At 44.6% G+C, this 20493-nt stretch carries 17 protein-coding genes; 7 read left to right on the top strand and 10 right to left on the bottom strand.

Going from position 1 to position 20493, the window contains the following annotated elements:
- Positions 1 to 688: 688 nt before the first annotated feature.
- From yacG to nadC, 8 genes are all read right to left on the bottom strand, one after another.
- Positions 689 to 883: a DNA gyrase inhibitor YacG gene (yacG, locus tag KJB35_RS22570; RefSeq protein WP_017635922.1), complete on the bottom strand. Its 195-nt coding sequence runs from the start codon at positions 881 to 883 to the stop codon at positions 689 to 691.
- 158 nt (positions 884 to 1041) lie between these two features.
- Positions 1042 to 1782: a cell division protein ZapD gene (gene zapD / locus KJB35_RS22565; RefSeq protein ID WP_005373086.1), complete on the bottom strand. Its 741-nt coding sequence runs from the start codon at positions 1780 to 1782 to the stop codon at positions 1042 to 1044.
- Positions 1783 to 1809: 27 nt separating this feature from the next.
- Positions 1810 to 2424 (bottom strand): dephospho-CoA kinase, encoded by a 615-nt coding sequence (coaE, locus tag KJB35_RS22560; RefSeq protein WP_017635920.1) that lies wholly within the window; start codon positions 2422 to 2424, stop codon positions 1810 to 1812.
- Positions 2425 to 3294, bottom strand: a complete 870-nt coding sequence (locus KJB35_RS22555; protein WP_012841418.1) for an A24 family peptidase — start codon at positions 3292 to 3294, stop codon at positions 2425 to 2427. It abuts the gene before it with no gap.
- A 64-nt stretch (positions 3295 to 3358) separates the two neighbouring features.
- Positions 3359 to 4582, bottom strand: coding sequence for a type II secretion system F family protein (locus tag KJB35_RS22550; RefSeq protein ID WP_149192422.1), 1224 nt, complete (start codon positions 4580 to 4582; stop codon positions 3359 to 3361).
- 23 nt (positions 4583 to 4605) lie between these two features.
- Complete coding sequence (gene pilB, locus KJB35_RS22545) at positions 4606 to 6291, bottom strand: type IV-A pilus assembly ATPase PilB (protein ID WP_085569814.1); 1686 nt, start codon at positions 6289 to 6291, stop codon at positions 4606 to 4608.
- Positions 6291 to 6776 (bottom strand): prepilin-type N-terminal cleavage/methylation domain-containing protein, encoded by a 486-nt coding sequence (locus tag KJB35_RS22540; protein ID WP_005386619.1) that lies wholly within the window; start codon positions 6774 to 6776, stop codon positions 6291 to 6293. The genes pilB and KJB35_RS22540 overlap by 1 nt, the downstream gene beginning before the upstream one ends.
- A 262-nt stretch (positions 6777 to 7038) precedes the next feature.
- A complete protein-coding gene (gene nadC / locus KJB35_RS22535; RefSeq protein WP_005386616.1) occupies positions 7039 to 7926 on the bottom strand; it encodes a carboxylating nicotinate-nucleotide diphosphorylase in 888 nt (295 codons plus the stop codon).
- Positions 7927 to 8018: 92 nt separating this feature from the next.
- Between nadC and ampD the strand changes: the two genes are divergently transcribed.
- The 5 genes from ampD (at position 8019) to lpdA (ending at position 16062) form a co-directional block, all read left to right on the top strand.
- Positions 8019 to 8570, top strand: coding sequence for a 1,6-anhydro-N-acetylmuramyl-L-alanine amidase AmpD (gene ampD / locus KJB35_RS22530; protein ID WP_042521337.1), 552 nt, complete (start codon positions 8019 to 8021; stop codon positions 8568 to 8570).
- Positions 8571 to 8975: 405 nt separating this feature from the next.
- On the top strand, positions 8976 to 9743 hold the full coding sequence (gene pdhR / locus KJB35_RS22525) for a pyruvate dehydrogenase complex transcriptional repressor PdhR (RefSeq protein ID WP_005379989.1): 768 nt from the start codon (positions 8976 to 8978) through the stop codon (positions 9741 to 9743).
- 48 nt (positions 9744 to 9791) lie between these two features.
- Positions 9792 to 12455: a pyruvate dehydrogenase (acetyl-transferring), homodimeric type gene (gene aceE, locus KJB35_RS22520; protein ID WP_005386612.1), complete on the top strand. Its 2664-nt coding sequence runs from the start codon at positions 9792 to 9794 to the stop codon at positions 12453 to 12455.
- A 19-nt stretch (positions 12456 to 12474) separates the two neighbouring features.
- The gene (gene aceF, locus KJB35_RS22515; protein ID WP_005396678.1) at positions 12475 to 14367 is read left to right on the top strand and encodes a pyruvate dehydrogenase complex dihydrolipoyllysine-residue acetyltransferase; all 1893 of its coding nucleotides are present in this window, start codon (positions 12475 to 12477) and stop codon (positions 14365 to 14367) included.
- A gap of 267 nt (positions 14368 to 14634) precedes the next feature.
- Positions 14635 to 16062 (top strand): dihydrolipoyl dehydrogenase, encoded by a 1428-nt coding sequence (gene lpdA / locus KJB35_RS22510; RefSeq protein ID WP_005379993.1) that lies wholly within the window; start codon positions 14635 to 14637, stop codon positions 16060 to 16062.
- A 145-nt stretch (positions 16063 to 16207) separates the two neighbouring features.
- Here lpdA and opaR read toward each other — a convergent pair whose 3' ends face one another.
- Positions 16208 to 16822, bottom strand: a complete 615-nt coding sequence (gene opaR, locus KJB35_RS22505) for a transcriptional regulator OpaR (RefSeq protein WP_005379994.1) — start codon at positions 16820 to 16822, stop codon at positions 16208 to 16210.
- A gap of 319 nt (positions 16823 to 17141) precedes the next feature.
- On the opposite strand from opaR, the gene hpt reads away from it, so the two are divergent.
- Entirely contained in the window at positions 17142 to 17672 is a 531-nt protein-coding gene (gene hpt, locus KJB35_RS22500) for a hypoxanthine phosphoribosyltransferase (protein WP_005379995.1), read from the top strand.
- A 77-nt stretch (positions 17673 to 17749) separates the two neighbouring features.
- On the opposite strand, the gene can is transcribed toward hpt, so the two are convergent.
- Complete coding sequence (gene can / locus KJB35_RS22495; RefSeq protein WP_005379996.1) at positions 17750 to 18418, bottom strand: carbonate dehydratase; 669 nt, start codon at positions 18416 to 18418, stop codon at positions 17750 to 17752.
- A 281-nt stretch (positions 18419 to 18699) separates the two neighbouring features.
- On the opposite strand from can, the gene KJB35_RS22490 reads away from it, so the two are divergent.
- A complete protein-coding gene (locus KJB35_RS22490; protein WP_005379997.1) occupies positions 18700 to 20370 on the top strand; it encodes a SulP family inorganic anion transporter in 1671 nt (556 codons plus the stop codon).
- The last annotated feature ends 123 nt before the right edge of the window (positions 20371 to 20493 follow it).

The raw sequence follows: 20493 nt of genomic DNA, 5'->3' as shown, positions 1-20493 counted from the left end.
TTAAGTTGTTAGCTTCATCCTTATGTCGCTATGGCTCCTCGGAATGACGGGAAATGATGGCCAAAGATTACAGGGTACCGCGGTTAAAATTCGTCATTCTGGATAGCGACGAAGGAGCGTGATTCAGAATCTACTAGTTGAGAATGTAAGTGTTTAAGTTGTTAGCTTCATCCTTACTGTGAATAGATTCCTGATGTCGCTATGGCTCCTCGGAATGACGGGAAATGATGGCCAAAGATTACAGGGTACCGCGGTTAAAATTCGTCATTTTGAATAGCGACGGAGGAGCGTGATTCAGAATCTACTAGTCGAGCATGCAAGTGTTTACGTTGTTAGCTTCATCCTTGCTATGAGTAGATTCCTGATGCCGTTATGGCTCCTCGGAATGACAGGAAATGATGGTCAAAGATTATAGAGTACCGTGGTTAAAAGTCGTCATTCTGGATAGCGACGAAGGAGCGTGGTTAAAAATCTACTCGCTGAGAATGCTAGTGTTTCAGTTGTCTAACAGTATTCTTGCTATGAGTAGGTTCTTGATTTCGCTATGGCTCCTCTGAATGACGGGAATTGATAACCAAAGATTACAGGGTACCGTGGTTAAAATTCGTCTTTCTGGACAGCGACGAAGGAGCGTGATTCAGATTCCCCAAGAAGGAACCTAGGGTATTCCTTTACCCTAGGTCTCAATTTAATACTGGTCTTCAGACCAGCCATCACTATCGGACATATCGGGTGCGCCTGGGATGGTGTTTTCTTCATCTGCCCATTCACCAAAATCAATCATTTGGCATTGTTTACTGCAGAAAGGGCGATGAGGACTTTGTTCTCCCCATTCTACGTCGGCGCCACATTGTGGACATTGAACGATGGTAACTTTAGACATAGTTGAGCGTCCCATTACTAATTGGTGTTAAAGGGTAGTATACCTAAACGAATTAAAGATGGCTTATTCAACGCGCTATTGCTGCTACGAAATTTTATCAAATATAAGCGCAATAAAGCGTTGAATTTTAGATTATGGAGGCGAGGCTAAGTGTCGTCTTAGCTGCACACAGCAAGTTCAAATTCAATATCTTGTGTGCACGCTTGACCGTTTTCAAACGACATGAACTTGATCGCAAAGCGGTTTTTATGGCCTGAAATCATAGGATACACGCCATATTCCATTGGGATGTGAAGTCTTAGAATGTTGGCTTCATCAGCGTCACTTTGGAAGAAACCTGCACGACCGATTTGAGCTTTGAAATGTCCGGTCTCTCTAGTGAGCTTTAACCATAACGAAAGCGCATCAGATAAGGGCTTTAAGCTTGCTTGCCACTGTTGTGCATCACGCTTTTTACGTTCAATAGGTAGATGAAGCCAGTAGTGTAATGCTGGCAGATCAAAACAGCATGAACCACCCGGTAGATTAAAGCGTTGACGGATAGAGCTTAGGAAGCGATCTTCTTTTAGTGCTTGACCAAAACGTTCTGCACCCATCAGTTGGCTATGAACGACATCTATCTCTTGTAGTAGGGTATTTAATGCGTCTTGATCGACGCCATCAACATTTAGCCAATGGCGGTACGACAGCCGTTGCTTCTCAAGATCTTTAGCCAGTTCACTTTTCAGCTGGATCTGTTCGAAGATCTCAACCATATCGAATAACGCACGGAAAAACAGTTGGTACTGGTGATTTTCGCTAAACCCAGAGGCCAAGTGAGCCTGACGCAGCAGAGACTCCACTCTTAGATAAATACGAGTTTTCTCATTTAACGGATGTTCAAATTTGTGCGTGGTCATCGACATAAGCCTTTGTGAGTTTCGTTCCTATTTTCGCAGATTTTTCTTACACATGGCTAGGTACTTTTCGTGCAAATCTGTGATTTGAAGCAAAAGATCAGGGTCACTTGGATTATTCTTAACCACATCGTCTGCAAGCGCGAGCCTTTGCTCTCTTGATGCTTGAGAGGCAAGGATGGCGCGAACTTGATCTTCACTCACATTGTCTCGTTTCATCGTGCGAGATATCTGTGTATTCGGTTCTACATCGACGACAAGAACGCGATCACACAAACTATCTAGCTTGTTTTCTACGAGCAACGGCACCACAAGTAACGCATACTCTGAAGTGACTTGCTGCAAATCTTCGATCATCTTTTCACGAATTATCGGGTGCAACAGTGCGTTGAGCCATGCTTTTTCATCTGAATTCGAAAAGATTTTTTCTCTCAGCTTTGCGCGATCTAAAGTTTGGTCTTCACGAACGATATCGTGACCAAAGTGTTCAATAATCGCGTTTAGGCCGGGAGTACCTGGCTCGACAACTTCTCTTGCTACAATGTCGGCATCGACGATATCGATTTTAAATTGTTGTTTGAACAGATTCGCGACGGTTGTTTTTCCACTAGCGATACCACCTGTTAAACCAATAACCAAAGCCATTTACACTCCTAGAACTGAAGTAAAGTACCAGTTTAAAATCTGGTCGCCCCAAATTAAGCTTATCCAACCAGCAATTGCTAAGTAAGGACCGAAAGGGAAAGCTTTTTCAATTCCCTGCTTTTGCAAGCGTAGTTGAATGATGCCAAATACGATGCCAACCACAGAAGAAAGTAGAATGATCATCGGCAGTGACTGCCAACCTAGCCAAGCTCCTAGTGCCGCCAGTAGTTTAAAATCACCATACCCCATTCCTTCTTTACCGGTAAGTAACTTAAAGCCCCAGTAAACGGACCAGAGACATAGGTAACCAGCAATAGCACCAATGACAGAATCTTGTAGAGTAACAGGACTTATTTCGACTAATGCTAAGGCAATGCCAGCCCAAGTTAATGGTAATGTTAATTGGTCAGGTAACAACATCGTATCTAGATCGATAAATGTTGCGGCGATTAAGATAAAAGTGAAAAAGAGTAGGGCAACGGTAAAGTAACTAAAACCAAAGTGGTAAGCGACAAAGCCTGAGCAGAACGCAGTGAGCAGTTCAATCAGTGGATAGCGTGCGCTAATGGCTGTCTGACAGTTGTGGCATTTGCCTTTTAAAAGCAGCCAGCTAATCACAGGGATGTTGTCTCGAATACGTATCGGCGTTGCGCACTTCTGACAGGAGGAGCGTGGGACGCTCAAGGTCAGCACTTCTTTAGGAGGTTCTATTTTGTATTCAGGAAATGACTCGGCACATTCGCGTCGCCATTCTAGCTCCATGATTTTAGGTAGTCGATAAATAACCACATTGAGGAAGCTACCCACGATCAGACCGAAGATGGTGGCAAACACAACGAATAGCCAAGGGTAGTACTGGAATACTTCCATATTTGTCTCTTGAGCGATGAGTGAAATCAGCAAGATGCTGTTTTAAAGGAGTTAACAGCTCATTCTAGCCCAATACACTCATTAAGTTAAAGATTGGCAAGTACATTGCTGTCACTAATCCGCCAACAACGATACCTAAAAAAACGATAATTAGTGGCTCTAGAATTTTACTAAGGTTGTCGACGGTGTTGTCGACTTCAAACTCGTAGATTGTTGCAACTTTATTGAGCATATCGTCAAGTCGACCAGACTCTTCACCGATCATAACCATTTGTAACACCAATTCAGGGAACACATTACAGTTGCGCATAGCTACATACATTGGCATACCTGCGGCGGTATCACGGTAAACTTCTTCTATGGCGAGTTGATAGTGCAAGTTTCCTGATGTTTTTGATGTAGTTTTTAAACTGGTTAGAATTGGAATGCCCGCTGTAAAGCTTGTGGCGAGTGTTCGACTAAATTTGGCGATCGCTGCTTTTGATAATACAGGCCCAAGGACAGGAAATTTAAGCACAGATCGATTGAGCGTTAAGCGAAAAGAATCTGAACGCTTAGAGAGGATTCTCGCCGAGATGAATAAACTAATGGAGCCTAGTGCGATAAACGGACTCCAGTTTTGTGTCCAGGCGGAAAGATCTAATACTTGCCTGGTAAACCAAGGTAAGTCAGCACCAAAACCAACAAACATTTTTTCAAACTCGGGAATGACTTTGGTGAGCATGATAAACGACACGCCTAACGCGACTAGTACTACCATCGCTGGGTAGATCAGTGCTTTGATCACTTTCGCACGGAGTTGTTCATTTTTTTCTCGGTAGGTGGCTAAGCGCTCGAACACTTCCGCTAAGTTACCGGATTGCTCACCTGTTGCGATAAGGTCGGTATAGAGTGGGTCAAAGTGTTCACTTGCAGTGCGCATGGCTTTTGACATAGGCGTACCCGCTTCGACGGCGCGTGTTACGCTCATCAAAATGGATTTCATCTCTGCTTTTTTGTGATTTTCTGATACCAATTTTAAAGCCTGAACTAAGGGCACACCGGTTATCAACATCGTCGAAATTTGACGGGTAAACACCGTGATGTCTCTGCCTTTTACGCGATGGCTGAGTTTAGTGAGAAACGAGATACTGCTTTTCTTTAACTTCTTGATCTTGATATGCTGTGCGTTTAGACGTTCGCGTACTTCAATTTCTGTCATCGCGAGGGTTTGTCCAGACGTCTTTTTGCCTGAACTATTGATGCCTTTCCAGCGGAAGTTTTTAAGTTGTGGTGTAGTGCTTTTCATGGATGTGACTGCTGATTAAAGGATTAAAAATAAAGTACACGCTGTAGTTCACTAAAACTTGTGATCCCTTGTTTGAGTTTTTCTATGCCCGACATTTGTAACGTGCTCATACCATTTGCGATGGCGAGTTTTTCTAGTTCATGTACCGAGGCACCTTTAATAAGCGCTTCGGAAAGAAATTCATCAAAGCGCATCACTTCATAAATCCCCGTCCGGCCGGAATAACCATGGGTACACTCATTGCATCCATCGGGATTGGCTTTAAAAATGTTGTCGCTTGCTTGAATTCCAAGATGTTGTAGCTGAACCGTAAGCTCTTGTGATTGTTTACAGTGCGAGCACAGTTTACGGGCCAAGCGCTGGGCAATAATCAAACTAAGAGATGAGGCCAAGTTAAAGCTTTCTACGCCCATGTTTGATAAACGAATCACCGTTTCAGCCGCAGAATTGGTATGCAAGGTTGAAAGTACTAAGTGACCGGTTTGCGATGCTTTTATAGCGATTTCGGCGGTATCTAAATCACGAATCTCACCGACCATTACTACATCGGGGTCTTGACGTAAGAAAGAGCGCAGGGCTTCGGCAAAACCAAAACCAATCTTAGGCTGAACTTGAACTTGGTTAATGCCCGATAAGTTAATTTCTACTGGGTCTTCTGCCGTGGAAATGTTGATTTCTGGTTTATTGAGAATACTCAGCCCAGTGTACAGAGAAACGGTTTTCCCGCTCCCAGTTGGGCCTGTCATCAGAATCATGCCTTGTGGGCGACGGAGCGCATCCAAGTACAATTGTTTTTGTTGTTCGCTATAACCAAGCTTGTCGATATCCAGTGACGCAGAGCTGCTGTCGAGCAGTCGTAATACAATTTTCTCTCCGAATAGAGTCGGTAGTGTGGATACACGCATATCAATCGCGGTGTCTTGATTCAACTTGAGCTTTATACGCCCATCTTGTGGTAAACGTCGCTCTGCAATATCAAGCTTAGAGAGGATTTTGATACGAGCGGATAAGCGGCGACTTAAGTGGCTTGGTGGCTGCTGTGTTTCAATTAAGATGCCATCACAGCGTAAGCGAACGCGGTACATCTTTTCATAAGGCTCAAAGTGGATATCGGATGCGCCTTTGCGCACAGCGTCCAGCAGAATTTGGTTTATGTAACGGCTGACGGGTGACTCGTCTTGGCTCAAGTCTTCAATGTTGTCGATTTCATCTGCGCCCACATCAACCAGGTTGGCTAACTCTTCTTGGTTGATCTCTTTTAACCCAGACTTTTCCTGCCCAAGTGCGCGGCCATATAAGCGCCGAATCGCAGCGGTCAGCTCGCGAAAATCAGCGAGAACAAGTTCTACTTGCAACCCTGTCGCAAAGCGGAAGTCATCTTCTGCTTGTTGGTTCGTGGGGTCGGCAACCGCTAATAATAACGTTGAAGGCGTACGTTGGAGTGGGAGTGCGTTATGCCGAGTGATTAATTCACGTAGACCGAGTTGTTGACAAAGCGAAGCGTACTCGTACTGAGATAACTCGGGCTGATTTAAACCAAAGAGAGAGCTTAAGTGCTCAGCGAGTTCGCTTGACGTGAATAACCCTGAACTGAGTAAAGCTTCTGGCATCGAAATGCCAGAAGCTTTGACTTGCTCAAGCAACGATTCTTCTTGGGAAAATGTTAGTAATCCGGCCTGGCGAAGAACCGTGGAGAGATTGGTTAGCATTAGCTCTTAGGACAGTAGTCATTGCTGCCAAGATCACAGGTAACCTCCCAAGTCACCCCTGACATAGTCAATTTTGGCGCTAGATTTATGGTCCCGTTCTTTTTCAGACCTGCTTTACCGTCAGTTGCATCTACTGTTGCGGTAACGGTTCCTGTGATGCTAGCTGCTGCTGACGAGGTAGCTGCAGCAGTTACTTTGACATCAGAGGTAACTGCAAAATGGTTTCCGGCACCTTTATCAAATTCTTGACTTGCGGGAACATTAGGCTGTCCGGCTCCGCAATCAGTGCCACCACTTAATAGGCAGACGCCTACACCCGCTTTCATCGCTGATGCAGCACTGAGCATTTCAGAAGCATGAGTTTTGTTGGTGTAATTTTGATATGCAGGCACGGCAAATGCGGCCAAAATACCAATAATCGCGACGACAATCATTAATTCAATCAAGGTAAAACCTTGCTGTTTTTTCTGTTTACTGTTTTTCATTTTTAACCCTTTCCTAAAAATTAATAATGCTCTTGCATTGGCGAAAGATTATGGAGAGTTAAGGTGGGTTGAAAATGGGGAAGGGATGGGCTCTCGAGTGAGATAAAACTCTTTGGTGAAAAGTTGCATATCGCATGCAGAGTTTTGCGAGTAGTACTATTTTTTTAGTGGATAAAAAGAAAGGGCCAATTGGCCCTTTTAAATGATGAATTGCTCACAACTCACTGAGTTAGTTGAAGTAATTTCAGATTTGTTGCTTTTATTATTTGAAGCGCATCGAAAGATCCATCGCTTTTAGATGCTTAGTCAACGCGCCTACCGAAATGTAATCGACACCGGTTTCTGCGTATTCTGCGATGGTCTCTAGCGTAATATTGCCGGAGTTTTCTAAAGCGGCACGACCTGCGTTAATCGCTACGGCTTCACGCATCATTTCTTTTGTGAAGTTATCGAGCATGATGATGTCGGCACCAGCCTCTATCGCTTGTTTCAACTCTTCTAAGCTTTCCGTTTCGACTTCTACCGGTTTGCCTGGGTTAAGCTCTTTCGCTTTTTGGATGGCTTGAGTGATGCCACCACAAGCAATAATGTGGTTTTCTTTAATGAGGTAAGCGTCGAACACGCCGATGCGATGGTTAAAGCCACCACCACACGTCACGGCGTATTTTAGTGCGCTACGCAGACCAGGAATGGTTTTGCGTGTGTCTAGTAGACGACACTCAGTATGCGCGATTTTTTCAGCGTACTCTGCGGTAACTGTTGCGCAGCCAGACAACGTTTGGATGAAATTCATTGCGTTACGCTCACCAGTTAACAAGTCACGAGCAGGGCCTGTCAGCGTGCAAAGGGTTTGGTTAGGTTCGACTTTATCTCCGTCCTTTACGTGCCATTCAATGCTGACCTTGCCACCGAGCTGTTTAAAAACTTCATCAGCCCATGCTTGACCACAGAACACACCATGCTCACGAGTAATAATCGTTGCGGCATTAACCGCATCGGCAGGGATCAAAGATGCAGTAATGTCGTTATCTGCGTCGACACTGCCACCTAGATCTTCTTTTAAGGTATCAGCGACAGAGCGAGTGATCTCTAAAGGGAGTTGTTGTTTAAGGTATTCTAGGCGTTCTTGAATGTTGTGTGTGTTCTTCATCGCAAATCTTGTCTTGAAAGGGAGATGGCAACGAATGATACTCTCCGGTGTCAATAATTTCAGCAGTTAATTTGCAAAGTAGAGAGGTTGATATGCGCCCAATTATCGAGAATGGCTGGCTGACACAGGCAAAGCATGTTCCGTCACCATTTTTTGATGCCCGCTCTGATATAAACGACATCTCTCTGCTGGTGGTACACAACATCAGTTTGCCTCCTGGGCAGTTTGGTGGACCATATATAGAGGACTTCTTCACTGGCAAGCTAGACCCAAATGAACATCCATTTTTTGAAGTTATTCACAAAATGGGCGTTTCTGCACATTGCTTGATTAAAAGAAACGGCGAGGTTGTTCAATTTGTTTCTTTTCTTGATAGAGCATGGCATGCCGGTCAATCCAGTTTCGCGGGCAGGGAGCGTTGTAATGACTATTCCATTGGTATCGAGCTTGAAGGGACAGAATTTACTGCCTACACAGAAGCGCAATATCAATCACTTGCAGAGATCACTGAGGTGATTATGCAGTCTTATCCTCAAATCACCCCGCCACGAATTACCGGTCATCAATATATTGCGCCCTTGAGAAAAAGCGATCCTGGTCTAAGCTTTGATTGGGTGAAATATAGACTGCTTATACAGCGTTGATTTGTAGCGAAAGTGTAAATTCAAAAAAGCGAAATAAATAAGGCATACGATCAGGTATGCCTTTTTTTGATACCAGAAATATTAATGATTGTTAAAAGTTAACTACATTTTTACGCTCGCATATGCCGTTTTGGTGAATAAATAGACTGATAATTTTGTCATTTTCTGTATTTCTTTTCCAAAACTGCTAGCACGTCGACTTCCCATTTGTATGCTTTATGTAATTGGTCATACCAATTCTATTGCTGTTTTAACAGTCGATTGTTATCAGAGTGTTGGAAGTAAGCTCGTTCTATGATTTAGGTCAATTTTCGGCTGGACAGTGGCGTTTTAATTATGTTAATTTCTGCACCAACTTAAAATTGGTATTACCAATTACCTGCAAGAGTAGAAGAACAATAAATTATGGCTTATCAAAGGATTCGTCAGCCAAAACTCTCTGATGTTATAGAACAAGAGTTAGAAAGGTTGATAGTGGAAGGAACATTGTCTCCGGGGCAACAACTGCCTCCAGAGCGTGAACTGGCAAAACAGTTCGATGTGTCTCGTCCTTCAGTCCGAGAAGCCATTCAACGCTTGGAAGCGAAGCGTTTGTTGACTCGTCGCCAAGGTGGCGGAACATTCGTAAGTGAAAATATCTGGAAGAGCTTTTCAGATCCCTTGTTGAATTTGTTGTCTAGTCATTCTGAAACCCAGCTTGATGTGCTTGAGTCTCGTCATGCGATGGAAGGAATTTCAGCCTACTTTGCAGCTTTACGTGGTACCGAAGAAGATTTTGCGCGTATTCAAGGTTGCCTTGAGCGCATTAGCCAAGAGCAAGCAAACAACGATATCGAAGCTGAATCTGCGGAAGTAATGCAATTTTTGATCGCTTTGACAGAAGCCGCGCACAACGTGGTTTTGTTGCACATTGTTCGAAGCTTAGCACCTTTGCTTGAGCAAAATATTCTACAAAATTTTAAATTACTACGTCGCCGCCCAGAAGCGGTCGAGAAAGTCAGTAAACACCGAGCCAATATCGTGGATGCGATTGTTTCTGGTCAGCCTGAAAAGGCGCGAGAAATGTCCCACTCGCACTTGGCTTACATCGAAGAAACATTGTTGGATTTGACTCGAGAAGAGTCTCGACGAGAGCGTTCTCTACGTCGAATTCAGCAGGGTAATGACTCGTAAGAGCGTTACTTAAATAAGTAGATCCAACCAACAGAAGGATAGATCGCCATGTCTGATATGAAGCATGACGTAGATGCACTGGAAACTCAAGAATGGCTACAAGCGCTTGAGTCAGTTGTACGTGAAGAAGGTCTAGAGCGTGCTCAATTCCTATTAGAGCAAGTTCTAGATAAAGCACGTCTAGACGGTGTTGATATGCCAACAGGTATCACAACTAACTACATCAACACGATTCCTGCAGACCAAGAACCAGCATACCCAGGTGACACAACACTTGAGCGTCGTATTCGCTCAATTATTCGTTGGAACGCTATCATGATCGTTCTACGTGCATCTAAGAAAGACCTAGAGCTAGGCGGCCACATGGCGTCTTTCCAGTCTTCTGCTGCGTTCTACGAGACATGTTTCAACCACTTCTTCCGTGCACCAAACGAGAAGGATGGTGGCGACCTAGTTTACTACCAAGGTCACATTTCACCAGGTATCTACTCACGTGCATTCGTTGAAGGTCGTCTAACTGAAGAGCAGCTAGACAACTTCCGTCAAGAAGTAGACGGCAAAGGTATTCCTTCATACCCGCACCCTAAACTGATGCCTGAATTCTGGCAGTTCCCGACAGTATCGATGGGCCTAGGTCCAATCGCTTCTATCTACCAAGCTCGTTTCCTTAAGTACCTAGAAGGCCGTGGTCTTAAAGATACTTCAGAGCAGCGCGTTTACGCGTTCCTAGGTGACGGTGAGATGGATGAGCCAGAATCACGTGGTGCTATCTCTTTCGCTGCGCGTGAGAAACTAGACAACCTATGTTTCCTAATCAACTGTAACCTACAGCGTCTAGATGGCCCTGTAATGGGTAACGGTAAGATCATTCAAGAACTTGAAGGTCTGTTCAAAGGTGCTGGTTGGAACGTAGTGAAAGTAATCTGGGGTAACAACTGGGATTCACTACTAGCTAAAGATACGACTGGTAAGCTTCTACAGCTTATGAATGAAACGATCGACGGCGACTACCAAACATTCAAATCAAAAGATGGCGCGTACGTACGTGAGCACTTCTTTGGTAAGTACCCAGAGACAGCTGCACTTGTTGCTGACATGACTGATGACGAAATCTTCGCACTTAAGCGTGGTGGTCACGAGTCTTCTAAGCTATACGCGGCATACAAAAACGCGGCAGAAACTAAAGGTCGTCCAACAGTAATCCTAGCTAAGACTGTTAAAGGTTACGGCATGGGTGAAGCGGCTGAAGGTAAGAACATCGCGCACCAAGTTAAGAAGATGGACATGACTCACGTACTACACCTACGTGACCGTCTAGGTCTTCAAGACATCCTAACTGACGAAGCAGTGAAAGAACTTCCGTACCTGAAACTTGAAGAAGGTTCAAAAGAGTACGAATACCTACACGCTCGTCGTAAAGCGCTACACGGCTACACGCCACAGCGTCTACCAAAATTCACTCAAGAATTCATCGTGCCTGAGCTAGAAGAATTCAAGCCACTACTAGAAGAACAGAAGCGTGATATCTCTTCTACTATGGCATTCGTACGTGCACTAAACGTTCTACTTAAGAACAAGAACATTGGTAAGAACATCGTTCCTATCATTGCTGACGAAGCACGTACATTCGGTATGGAAGGTCTGTTCCGTCAAATCGGTATCTACAACCCGCACGGTCAAACTTACACACCAGAAGACCGTGGCGTTGTTTCTTACTACAAAGAAGCGACTTCAGGTCAGGTTCTACAAGAAGGTATCAACGAGCTAGGTGCTATGTCTTCATGGGTTGCTGCTGCGACTTCATACTCGACAAACGACCTACCAATGATCCCGTTCTACATCTACTACTCAATGTTCGGCTTCCAACGTGTTGGCGACATGGCGTGGATGGCTGGTGACCAACAAGCACGTGGTTTCCTACTAGGTGCAACTGCGGGTCGTACAACGTTGAACGGTGAAGGTCTACAGCACGAAGACGGCCACTCGCACATTTTGGCGGGTACGGTTCCTAACTGTATTTCTTACGACCCAACATTCGCGTACGAAGTAGCAGTAATCATGCAAGACGGTATCCGTCGCATGTACGGTCCAGAACAAGAAAACGTGTTCTACTACCTAACGCTAATGAACGAAAACTACGCAATGCCAGCAATGCCAGAAGGCGCTGAAGAAGGCATCCGTAAAGGTATCTACAAGCTAGAAACTTACACGGGCGACAAAGCGAAAGTTCAGCTAATGAGCTCTGGTACTATCATGAATGAAGTACGTAAAGCAGCTCAAATCCTAAGCGAAGATTACGGTGTTGCTTCTGATGTTTACTCTGTAACGTCATTCAACGAACTAACTCGCGATGGCCAAGATGCAGAGCGTTTCAACATGCTTCACCCAGAAGCGGAAGCGAAAGTACCTTACATCCAAACAGTAATGGGTACTGAACCTGCTATCGCAGCAACTGACTACATGAAGAACTACGCAGAGCAGGTTCGTGCATACATTCCTGCTGAGTCTTTCAAAGTTCTTGGTACTGATGGTTTCGGTCGTTCAGACAGCCGTGAAAACCTACGTCGTCACTTCGAAGTGAACGCAGGTTACGTAGTAGTAGCAGCGCTAACTGAACTAGCGAAACGTGGCGAAGTTGAGAAATCTGTAGTTGCAGAAGCAATTAAGAAATTCGACATCGACACAGAGAAAACAAACCCGCTATACGCTTAATTAAGAAGGTAGATAAGAAATGGCAATCGAAATTAATGTACCAGACATCGGTGCGGATGAGGTTGAAGTTACTGAGATTCTTGTAAGCGTTGGCGACAAGGTTGAAGAAGAGCAGTCTCTGATCACAGTTGAAGGCGATAAAGCTTCTATGGAAGTTCCTGCTTCTCAAGCGGGTATCGTTAAAGAAATCAAAGTTGCAGAAGGCGACAAGGTTTCTACTGGTTCTCTAATCATGATTTTCGAAGCCGAGGGTGCAGCTGACGCTGCACCTGCTCCTGCGGCAGAAGCAGCTCCAGCAGCAGCTCCAGCTCCAGCAGCAGCGGCAGAACTAAAAGAAGTTCACGTACCAGACATCGGTGGTGATGAAGTAGAAGTTACTGAAATCATGGTTGCCGTTGGCGACAGCATCGAAGAAGAGCAATCTCTTCTAACTGTTGAAGGCGACAAAGCTTCTATGGAAGTTCCAGCGCCATTCGCAGGTACTCTAAAAGAGATCAAAGTTGCAGCAGGCGATAAAGTATCGACTGGCTCACTTATCATGGTGTTCGAAACAGCAGGTTCAGGCGCTCCAGCAGCACCAGCGGCAGCTGAAGCTCCTGCGGCAGCAGCTCCAGCAGCGTCTGCGGCAAAAGAAGTTAACGTACCAGATATCGGCGGCGACGAAGTTGAAGTTACTGAGATCATGGTTGCGGTTGGCGACACAGTGGAAGAAGAGCAATCTCTAATCACTGTTGAAGGTGACAAAGCTTCTATGGAAGTTCCTGCACCATTCGCTGGCACAGTTAAAGAAATCAAGATTGCAGCTGGCGACAAAGTGTCTACTGGCTCACTAATCATGGTATTCGAAGTGGCGGGCGCAGCACCTGCTCCTGCAGCAGCTCCAGCTCAAGCGGCAGCACCTGCAGCTCCAGCTCCTAAAGCAGAAGCTCCAGCGGCAGCAGCTCCAGCAGCGACTGGCGATTTCAAAGAAAACGATGAGTACGCTCACGCGTCTCCAGTTGTTCGTCGTCTAGCGCGTGAATTTGGCGTTAATCTTTCTAAGGTTAAAGGTTCTGGTCGTAAGAGCCGTATCCTAAAAGAAGACGTTCAAGCTTACGTGAAAGATGCACTTAAGCGTCTTGAGTCTGGCGCAGGTGCAGCAGCATCTGGCAAAGGCGACGGCGCGGCTCTTGGTCTACTACCATGGCCAAAAGTGGACTTCAGCAAGTTTGGTGAGACAGAAGTTCAACCGCTATCTCGCATTAAGAAGATCTCTGGCGCAAACCTACACCGTAACTGGGTAATGATCCCGCACGTTACACAGTGGGATAACGCAGACATCACGGCTCTTGAAGCATTCCGTAAAGAGCAAAACGCGATTGAAGCGAAGAAAGACACTGGCATGAAGATCACACCACTTGTGTTCATCATGAAAGCGGTAGCTAAAGCGCTTGAAGCGTTCCCAGCGTTCAACTCTTCTCTATCAGAAGACGGTGAGAGCCTAATTCTGAAGAAATACGTGAATGTTGGTATCGCGGTAGATACACCAAACGGTCTAGTTGTTCCTGTATTTAAAGACGTGAACAAGAAAGGCATCTACGAGCTATCTGAAGAGCTAATGGCGGTTTCTAAGAAAGCACGTGCTGGTAAGCTAACTGCGGCTGACATGCAAGGTGGCTGTTTCACTATCTCTAGCCTAGGCGGTATCGGCGGTACGGCGTTTACTCCAATCGTAAACGCACCAGAAGTTGGTATCCTAGGTGTGTCTAAGTCAGAAATGAAACCGGTATGGAACGGTAAAGAGTTCGAACCGCGTCTACAACTTCCACTGTCTCTATCATACGACCACCGTGTGATCGATGGTGCTGAAGGTGCGCGCTTCATCACTTACCTAAACTCATGTCTATCTGACATTCGTCGTCTAGTTCTGTAATAGAAATTAGATGAATGAGAGGCGGCAACTTAGCCGCCTCTGCTAATCATAATTACCGACAATTTGGTTATCAGCCTTGCTTCGTTCAGGGTTTTCACAATCGAATTGTTGTCTAGCTCACAGGCTAAATTGATTTACTTTTCACACCATTAACATCTCTGTAAACTGTTAGCGGTCTGAAAATAACTGTTTAAAACAAATCTCTCTTAAACATAAAAAATCGATACCCACTCAGCCTGTTAGGGATAATGACTACAAGAGGTCAAAATGAGCAAAGAAATTAAAGCCCAAGTTGTTGTACTTGGTTCTGGTCCTGCTGGTTACTCCGCTGCATTCCGTTGTGCGGACTTAGGTCTTGAAACTGTACTAGTTGAACGTTACAGCACGCTTGGCGGTGTATGTCTGAACGTGGGTTGTATCCCATCTAAAGCACTGCTTCACGTTTCTAAAGTAATTGAAGAAGCGAAAGCGATGGCTGACCACGGCGTTGTGTTCGGTGAGCCTCAAACAGACATCAGCAAAATCCGCATCTGGAAAGAAAAAGTTGTTAACCAACTAACTGGCGGCCTAAGCGGTATGGCTAAGATGCGTAACGTAACAGTAGTTAACGGTTACGGTAAGTTCACTGGCCCTAACTCTATCCTTGTAGAAGGCGAAGGTGAGCCAACAGTTGTTAACTTTGACAACGCAATCGTTGCGGCTGGTTCTCGTCCAATCAAACTGCCATTTATCCCGCATGAAGACCCACGTATTTGGGACTCTACTGACGCTCTTGAACTAAAAGAAGTGCCAGAAAAACTGCTTATCATGGGCGGTGGTATCATCGGTCTAGAAATGGGTACGGTTTACCACTCTCTAGGTTCTAAAGTTGAAGTTGTTGAAATGTTTGACCAGGTAATTCCTGCAGCAGACAAAGATATCGTGAAAGTATTTACTAAGCGTATCAAAGACAAGTTCAAGCTAATGTTAGAAACGAAAGTAACAGCAGTTGAAGCAAAAGAAGACGGTATCTACGTTTCAATGGAAGGCAAGAAAGCGCCAGCTGAAGCTGAGCGTTACGATGCGGTTCTAGTTGCTATCGGTCGTGTACCAAATGGTAAGCTAATCGACGGTGAAAAAGCGGGTTTAGAAATTGACGAGCGCGGCTTCATCAACGTTGATAAGCAAATGCGTACTAACGTTCCTCACATCTTCGCGATCGGTGATATCGTTGGTCAACCAATGCTTGCTCACAAAGGTGTGCATGAAGGTCACGTAGCTGCTGAAGTTATCTCTGGTAAGAAGCACTACTTTGACCCTAAAGTTATCCCTTCAATTGCGTACACTGAGCCAGAAGTGGCTTGGGTTGGTAAGACTGAAAAAGAAGCGAAAGAAGAAGGCATCAAGTACGAAGTAGCAACATTCCCATGGGCAGCATCAGGTCGTGCAATCGCATCTGACTGTGCAGACGGTATGACTAAGCTAATCTTCGACAAAGAAACTCACCGCGTAATCGGTGGTGCTATCGTTGGTACTAACGGTGGTGAACTACTTGGTGAAATCGGCCTTGCAATTGAGATGGGCTGTGATGCAGAAGATATCGCTCTGACTATCCACGCTCACCCAACTCTACACGAGTCTGTAGGTCTAGCTGCTGAAGTATTTGAAGGTTCAATCACTGACCTGCCAAACAAAAAAGCAGTTAAGAAGAAGTAAGCTTTTTCTGACTGAATGATAGAAGCCGCTGCATTGCAGCGGTTTTTTTATGCTTGTTACATAGGAATATAAATGTGTGCTTAGCTGACAGCAGACAATAAAAAGCCCACCAAACGGTGGGCTGACATATATTACTAGTTAAGCTTTAGTGTTCACGGTTGTAAATGCAAAGCATATCTAAGTATGAATTCACTAGATGTTTCAGTTCCGCTTCACCTTTAGCGCGGTTCGCTTGGACAAACAGTGAGTAACAAATACCGTGGAACAGGTTTGCCAAGTGTTCTGAATCGTGCTGGTCACACACCTCACCGCGTTCAATTGCTTTAATGAACATGTTTTGTACCAGCAACTGGTTAGTACGGTTAGTTGAAACAAACAATGGCCATACTTCATCACGTGTTGAAGCACTCCACTCGAACCATACTTTTAGCCAGTGACAGTCTTGGCTGACAAGCTCGATCATCGCATTAGTAATATTGGCGATGTTTTCACGTGCATGTAAGTCTAGGTCTATGTTATCCGATAGGAAGTTTGAGAACTGACGTACGACGTGATTGAGAACTTCATCCACCAAGTCTTCGCGTGTAGGGAAGTAGTTAAAAACAGTCGCCACAGAAACTTGAGCAATTTCTGCGATATCTGCGTGACCACCACGACCGATGCCGCGGCGCGCAAATACTTCCAATGCGATTTCCATTAACTGTTGCTTACGCTTAATTGGAGAAAGCCTAGTTCTAGGTCTCTTTGCAATTGAGTCCATATCCATTTTCCTTGCCATTTGAGTTGATATTGGGGGTAACCCCCTAATTGATTATTTTAATAGTTGCTTAAAGCAGTGATGAGTGTAATGGTGCATATGCACAAGGTCAACATCTGTAGAACAATTTATATACAGTAATGTCATTATTATTGATAAATTTAGCTATGAACTTTATAAAACTAAGACCTTCTTCCAAGATTTTTTGGCAACAGGATGTGACTTTCAACCCAATGAACGTGGTGATACACTACACGCCGTAAGATTAGGTGATCGTTTGCGTGCGACTTACCTCAACCCACAAATTTAGATTGAGCACAGTATGAAACATACAATAGAAGTCATGATTTCTGAGCAAGAAGTTCAGGAGCGAGTTCGTGAATTAGGCAAACAAATTACAGAGCGTTATCAAGGTAGTGAAGATCTTGTGTTGGTAGGCTTATTGCGAGGCTCATTTGTATTTATGGCAGACTTGGCACGTGCTATCGAACTGACTCACCAAGTTGATTTTATGACTGCGTCAAGCTACGGCAATACGATGGAAAGCTCACGTGACGTTCGTATCTTGAAAGATTTGGATGATGACATCAAAGGTAAAGATATTCTGCTTGTTGAAGACATCATTGACACTGGTAACACACTAAATAAAATCCGTGAGATTCTTTCGCTACGTGAGCCGAAGTCTATCGCGATTTGTACGCTCCTAGATAAGCCATCTCGTCGTGAAGTGAATGTTCCTGTGGATTGGATTGGTTTCGAAATTCCAGATGAATTTGTCGTTGGGGTGGGTATTGATTACGCGCAGAAATACCGCCACTTACCATACATCGGTAAAGTTGTACCTCAAGAATAATCATTGAGTTCAGCATTAAAAATATAAAAAAACGCCCATCTAAGATGGGCGTTTTTTGTCCAGTTTTTAGGTATGACTTAGCGACAAAGCAGCTTGTTGTCTGTATTTAGAATCGTCGAAAGAGCTTTCTGGTAAGACGCTTCTACGGTTTCCTTAGAGTTAGAACGAATGCCTAAGTACTCTAAGCGACCATCTTCAATTCCGTATACCACACCATGAATTTCAACATCTTGCCCACGCTCCCAAGCGTTTTGCAGGATGGTTGAGTTACCCAAGTTGTACACTTGCTCTGCAACATTAAGCTCGCCTAGTTTATCCGCTCGATCTTGTTGCGGCATTTGATCTAGGTAAGTGCGGTGTTTGAAATAGATATCTCTGATATGTAACAGCCAATTATTAATAAGACCTAGCTTAGGGTTATCAATGGCTGCGTTTACGCCACCACATCCATAGTGTCCACAGACAATGATGTGTTTAACCTTAAGAACGTCTACAGCGTACTGGACGACCGATAGACAGTTGAGATCAGTATGGATAACTTGGTTTGCAACATTCCGATGAACAAAGAGTTCACCTGAGTATAGCCCGGTTAGTCGCTCGGCAGGAACGCGGCTATCAGAGCAGCCAATCCAAAGAAAATCAGGCTTTTGCCCCTCAGCGAGTTTTGCGAAGTATTCAGGTCGATCAGATTTGATCTCTTGAGACCATTTCGAATTGTTTTCAAATAACTGTTTTATTTCCGGCATTTTGCAAACTACTTCCCTTAAAAGACAAAATCGCTGCCGCTGTTTGTGTGCACATGCAAGCGATCAGTGTTGTAACTATACACAATGTTACAATTTCGATCTCGTTAAATATTCGTCAGATAGGACTCATCTGACTAGTTTTCATTAAGAAAAAAGTAAAATCTGGTGAAACTATTTGTGGTGCGAATTTAGCCTTAATCTATTTATGGTTTAAATTTTCGCCTAGCTCGTTAAAGTAGTGATATTTTACTTTTTAAAATTGAATGCAGGGAAAATCAGCAGTGTTCGGTAGTCGTTTTGAAGATATCAATTTCAAAGGGGATGTATTTGGCGGGGTAACCACAGCGATTATCTCTCTCCCTCTGGCGTTAGCGTTTGGTGTTGCATCCGGAGCCGGTGCTGAGGCCGGCCTTTGGGGGGCAATAATGGTCGGTTTGTTTGCCTCGTTATTTGGTGGTTCTAATACGTTAATATCAGAACCGACAGGGCCAATGACGGTAATCATGACCGCAGTATTAACCAGTATGATGGCGAAATACCCAGAAACGGGCATGGCTATGACTTTCACGGTTGTCATGATGGCTGGCGCGTTCCAAATCCTATTGGGGACGTTAAAACTGGGTAAATACGTTACCTTGATGCCTTATAGCGTTATTTCCGGGTTTATGTCTGGCATTGGTGTGATTCTTATCATTCTACAGTTATCTCCTTTGATGGGGCATGCTGCGCCTTCAGGGGGAGTACTCGGAACGTTATCTGCTTTGCCGGAGACCATTTCTAACCTTAAGTTCAGTGAGTTGTTTTTGGGACTACTGACTTTGGGGATTCTTTTTTTCTTCCCTAAGCAATATCGTAAATACGTTCCTGCACAGCTCGTGGCATTGGTCGCGGTGACTTTATTGTCTGTGATTCTCTTTGATACAGAAGATATTCGTCGTATCGGTGAAATTCCTGCTGGGTTACCTTCTCTCGTCGCCCCTTATATTGACACAGATATGTTTGTCGAGATGGTCATTGATGCATTAGTGCTAGGCACATTAGGTTGTATTGATACTTTGTTAACGGCGGTTATCGGTGACTCATTAACTCGTAAAGAACACGACTCAGATAAAGAGCTGCGAGGTCAAGGGTTAGCTAACATGATCTCAGGCTTGTTTGGTGCGCTGCCGGGGGCGGGGGCTACCATGGGGACGGTAACGAATATCCAAGTTGGGGCTCGTTCGCCATTATCTGGTGTGATTCGTGCACTAATGTTGGCGTTGGTTGTACTGGTTGCTGGCGGATTAACAGAGCCAATCCCGATGGCTGTGTTAGCAGGCATTGCGGTGTATGTTGGCTTTAACATCCTAGACTGGAGCTTTATTCAGAGGGCACATAAGGTAAGCTTTTCCGGAATGGCGGTGATGTATGGCGTTATGTTGCTTACAGTATTCGTTGATCTTATCGTTGCGGTGGGTTTAGGCGTCTTTATCTCGAACATTATCATCATCGAGCGTTTGAGCCGAGAGCAGGCGCGACAAGTAAAAGCGATCAGCGACGCGGATGAAGATGATGTGCCGCTGACTGACAGCGAGCGTGGTTTGTTGGATCGTGCTAATGGTAAAGTGCTGTTCTTTTATCTTTCCGGTCCGATGATCTTTAGTGTTTCTAAAGCCATTTCACGTCAGCACTCTAGTATTTCGGACTATGACGTGATGATTCTCGATCTTACGGATGTACCAATGATTGATGTAACCGTCGGTTTGGCGTTAGAGAATGCGATTAAGGATGCTCTCGATGCCAATTGTGCCGTGTATTTATTATGCCCGAATGAGCGAACACGAGAACAGCTAGAGAAATTCCATGTGATTGACCTTGTCCCGGATGAAAATATGTACCAATTCCGTTACGAAGCATTGAATGCGGCGGTGGCACATGTTGAGGCAGACCAGTATCAGCGCATAACGGCGTAATCATTCTGACAGTTAAAAACGCAACAGTTTCCTGTTGCGTTTTTTTATGCTCTATTTTGTCTTACTTAGAGATAACCTTTACGAGGTAAGGGTTATATTTCCAATATTATCGAAAGGTTTATT

It is taken from the genome of Vibrio sp. D431a (genome assembly GCF_030248655.1).
Lineage (GTDB): Bacteria > Pseudomonadota > Gammaproteobacteria > Enterobacterales > Vibrionaceae > Vibrio > Vibrio alginolyticus.
The sequence above is the reverse complement of the archived record's forward strand: the minus strand, read 5'-3'. Positions and strand labels throughout refer to the sequence as shown.